General features: G+C 57.9%; 4 protein-coding genes and 2 pseudogenes. 4 read left to right on the top strand and 2 right to left on the bottom strand.

What is annotated here, in order from left to right; translation table 11 throughout:
- A pseudogene (locus WS45_RS35920) lies at positions 1–776 on the bottom strand (hypothetical protein); the annotation flags it as partial.
- A gap of 669 nt (positions 777–1445) precedes the next feature.
- Here WS45_RS35920 and WS45_RS35540 point away from each other — a divergent pair.
- Together WS45_RS35540 and WS45_RS36350 are read left to right on the top strand one after the other, a co-directional pair.
- Positions 1446–2132 (top strand): hypothetical protein, encoded by a 687-nt coding sequence (locus WS45_RS35540; protein WP_156437359.1) that lies wholly within the window; start codon positions 1446–1448, stop codon positions 2130–2132.
- Positions 2133–2264: 132 nt separating this feature from the next.
- A pseudogene (locus tag WS45_RS36350) lies at positions 2265–2374 on the top strand (RNA-guided endonuclease InsQ/TnpB family protein); the annotation flags it as partial.
- A gap of 180 nt (positions 2375–2554) precedes the next feature.
- On the opposite strand, the gene WS45_RS32690 reads toward WS45_RS36350, so the two are convergent.
- Positions 2555–2740 (bottom strand): hypothetical protein, encoded by a 186-nt coding sequence (locus WS45_RS32690; RefSeq protein ID WP_059530911.1) that lies wholly within the window; start codon positions 2738–2740, stop codon positions 2555–2557.
- A gap of 115 nt (positions 2741–2855) precedes the next feature.
- On the opposite strand from WS45_RS32690, the gene WS45_RS32685 reads away from it, so the two are divergent.
- Together WS45_RS32685 and WS45_RS35535 are read left to right on the top strand one after the other, a co-directional pair.
- Positions 2856–3143, top strand: a complete 288-nt coding sequence (locus WS45_RS32685; protein ID WP_059530914.1) for a hypothetical protein — start codon at positions 2856–2858, stop codon at positions 3141–3143.
- 27 nt (positions 3144–3170) lie between these two features.
- On the top strand, positions 3171–3476 hold the full coding sequence (locus WS45_RS35535; protein ID WP_156437358.1) for a hypothetical protein: 306 nt from the start codon (positions 3171–3173) through the stop codon (positions 3474–3476).
- The last annotated feature ends 723 nt before the right edge of the window (positions 3477–4199 follow it).

Genomic DNA, 4199 nt, shown 5'->3' with positions numbered 1-4199 from the left:
CTTGGCGCGCCGCGGATCGGCTGCGAGCCTCGCTCACGCTGTCGATAGCGAGGAAACGGCGGGCGCGCGACCGGCGCTGATGACAGACGGTTCTCCATTGGCGTCGGGCGCGAAAACGATCCGTAGCCGGATTCTGGAAGAATCTTATCGAACAGTCGGCAAGAATGTTCGCCACCTTGAACCAAACAGGAGGAATTGAGGTGCGACTTGCCATGACTGTTTCCAAGGGCGTTCGAGTAGCCGTTTCGAACCTTCTCAACCAACCACCACCGACGCGCGCGTCCGCCCCCCTTGCCCGTTCGCTCCAAAGCGTGAGCCGTGCGCCCAACACGGACCCGGCCGCACTGCGCCCATCGCAGGCAGGCAGGCGCTCGCCCGTGGCGGGGTGGAGCAAAGAAAAGCGGCCCGATCACGCGTGGGCACGCTCGTTCATCCATGATTTCGTGGGCGTCAATCGACGCATTGCCGAGTTCGAAACGGGCACGGCGTTCGCTCGCCCGTAAGGCCCCACACGTCGGTCGAGCGGACGCTTGATCGCCGGGTGCCGCGCCCGGCAGCCTCGCGATCGGCACCATCGCCCGTAGCGATGCACCCCGTGTGGTCCCAAACCAGAATCCCAATACTGGCGCGGTCTCGCGCGCAAAGTACATCAGCAGGCCGCCCGCTGTTGCTGCAATGGCCGGATCCTTCAGTGTGCCGTCTGCCACTCCGGCCATCACCCGGAACACGATCACGACCGTCGACGCCACGAGCGCCAGGCTCAGCGTCGGTCGCATCCAGTCCTGCGACTGCTGCGCGGCCAGCTTGCGCGCTGTCCCGATCGACTGCCTCGGCGGCATCGGCCTGCAGGCGATGCTGTTCGACCGTCACGATCAGCTGTTGCAGCAGCCACTCGCGTTCGATTGCAATTCCTACAGTTTCAGCAGGGCGTCCGGATCGCTGGTCAGCGCCGTCGATACCGCATCCGGCGTGTGCCGGTACCGAGGGCACCGACCGCCCCACCTGCGGGGCCACCAAGCAGCGTGCCGATCACTGTCGCCGCCTGGCCGACCGCCGAAGCGATGTCTTTCCAGTCCATTCATTCCTCCCTGATTTTCGGCCGCACCCGGCTTCTCGACTCAACCACGAAGCAATTACGGGTGCCGCCAAAAACTTGGTCGCAAGGTAGACACACTGGCGCCTACCGCCGGGTACCTGCCCACTCGCCCACCATCTCGCCACTGATCTCGTCGTCAGCGACAAACATCGTTACAGCCTTGCTCGACTAGCGACTGAGAACCTTGAAGCTAGTGCAAGCCAGCGCACAGACATAGCCTTATGGCCGCTTTCTGAAAGCATATTCACGGATTTTTGAAACACAATCAACCATTAAAGATGTCGAAATGTTTTCACGACCCGACAATATCTTCGCCGCTTCATCCAATCAATTGTGATCATACACAGCCATGTTTAATATTCGCAACGCCATTTTGCACTTTCGCGCGACCCAACTCAATCATTCCACCGCCAGTGCACAACTCGCATTGCGCCTTGGCAATCGTGGATCAATTGTACAAGCGCTGATCCACATCGTGAACAAGGGCCAGGCAAGCAAGTCAGGAGAACTTTCTTCGCTCGGGGGCGTTAAGCAACGTCAAATCATGTATGCCAAACTGGAAGATGCCCTAGGCCTCGTCAGGAATTCCGGGGGACCGCCGAATATTCCAGCGGCGGACTATCTCAGGTTTTCTCCCAACACCAAGGACAATGAAGGGAATGCCCCATGTCAACGAAAGCGGTACGCTGGAGGAGTAGAGTTTCCTGACGCAACCGATCTTATTACACAGATGCGTAATGAGTATTCCAACTGCGTTGAAGAATTCAACCCAGGTTCCTACGAACAGAGGGATATCTGGACCTGTGTACGCAGCTCGGAGGAGACGCGAGAACTCGCCGAGGCTTTGCTCAAGATCCATCCGGAATTTGATCCGGAGGCGATTACCCAACAGCCTTGGACGCTCGAAGAACTTAGGTCGAACCGACATGAACAAGTAGGTGCTTGCGAAGCTCGCAAAAACGAGGGTCACGAGGAATTGTCGCTCGATCTACTCAAGCAGATTTTATGGCCGTCGAACTCGGCAGGGGAAGGCTAGCGCCGCGAGTTAGAAATTCATCAGTTGCTCCGAGAAGCCTTGCCTTTCCTCAAGGGGACTTCCTTCGGGGCGCATGGCGGGGAGGAAAGGAGTGCCGTTGACAAACGGCACTCAAACGGTAGCGTGATAGGCATGATCCTTGTCTACCGGTCCGGGTGAAATCGCTCAACGGACAGCTGAACCAACAGAGCCGTGTGGTGAACTACGTGTGGAACTTCTGCACCGACACACAGAGGCACGCACGCGTGTGACGGCTCTGCAAACTGGCTGACGACATGGTCAGCGCCATCGCATCCGATCCACCAGGAAATGCCCAGCACCTCGCCTGGTAGACTTTACGCAATCCCATAGCCGGATACCTTTCGTTCATTGGTATTGTTGCGATCGGCACCGTCCGCCGGCAATGCGACCTACACCAACGCTCACGCCAATTCATGCGGCACCGGCAGCCAGCGCACGAACTCCGCCATGTAATGCACCATCCACATCGCCATCCACGCGGCAACCAGACCACCGAACAGCAGAACAGCAATCGTCCCCGCATTGATTACCGCATTGCCGAACCGGCTTCGAACCTTCCCTACTGCTGTGCCTCTCAGTTTCGACATTTTCCCCACTCACTTTCAAAAATCGATCGCATCTTCCATCACTCGTTGGAGCCGCAGCGTGACCGTGCAAGAATTAAAATTCTCACCATTTTAGCCACCACACCATGAGGTTCGCATGACCAGCGATCTACGGAAGATGACCACTGATCAGCAACTCGATGTACTTTTCGGGCTGCATTTCGCAACGGCAGCCGCCTTGAGAGCCCTGATCTCCAACAGTCCGAACAAGGACGTGTTTCTCTCCGCCTTTGAGCTCGAACTCGCAAAAGAACTCGCCGAAGTCATCAAAACATCCCGATCGGAACTCACTGCCACCGCTGTCGCTGACTACGCAGCCATCCTGCAGAAATCGGCCGCGAAGTGTTCATCCTCGTCGTCACACACTCACCACAAACGATATTGATCGTGGTTTGCACATCGGGGTTTAAACATGACTACCTCAGTCCTTGGCATCGTCTGGTACGAAGAATCTGAATACGAACGCTGCAAAGCTTCATTCATCGACGGTGACGCGTTAGAAGGCTCGTGGGCGCAATGGAAGAAACGAGCGGACGAAATTCGTAACGAACTCGTTAAAGACGGCTTCGTGGTGATCCAGGTGCGGATCAATCCCGACACTTTCCCGGCTTGGTGTGTCTCCCAAGGGGTGCAACCAGACCACAACGCACGTACCGCCTTCGCCACTGTCGAAGCCTGCCGTGCAGTGGCCGGGCAGCACATTGGTCCCCTCGCATGACCATAGAACGGAAAATCCCTGATTGAATCCGCTCCGCAACGACGGCACGACCGGATTCCGCCGTGCCTTGCGCATACTTCCGCAATCCAAAGCGTGCGTCGCCTGATCGCAACGGCGCACCCGTGCGGAGGCGCCCCGATTGGTCGGAACCGGTTAGCTTGAATGGCCCCCGACTTAGGCGACGCGTTTAACCCTTTACCCACCCGGTCGATTTCAGTCATAGACCGTCGGCCAACGCGTGGACGCACACCCGGTGTTTTCCATGCGTGACAGGGCAGCGCGCCGCCCTACTTGCACGACATCGCGATGGTCGCCCGTCCGCCTCAGAATGCCGTCGGTAGCCAACGCCTCGAGCGCTGACAGATACAATGCACCGTCTCAACCGTGACATGCCCCGTCTCGTGTGCCTCGTCGAGTGCGGCCAGACAGTCCAATGTGTTGCGGATGGTTCATGCGACCTCCTTAAACCATCTCCAAATTTGAAACCGCCCCTCCTCCGAAATGTTCGCCGTGAACCTTGCTTGCTGGCAACGCATTACATACCGCCTAGCACGTGAGGCTTGATGTCCAGTCAGGCGGCAAGTCTCACGTCGGGCGGCCGACCGCGTCGTCAGAATCACAGGTCCGTGTCACTGGCCGCTACGAGTGGTGGATTCAACCGGTCGATGCAACACACTAGACGCTGCGTAAGCAGTGGAGGTGTTGCAAATGAAACAGCGGCGC

It is taken from the genome of Burkholderia sp. RF2-non_BP3, from assembly GCF_001522185.1.
Classification (GTDB): Bacteria; Pseudomonadota; Gammaproteobacteria; order Burkholderiales; family Burkholderiaceae; genus Burkholderia; species Burkholderia diffusa.
Note: the sequence above shows the minus strand (reverse complement) of the source record. Positions and strands in the feature narration are given on the sequence as shown.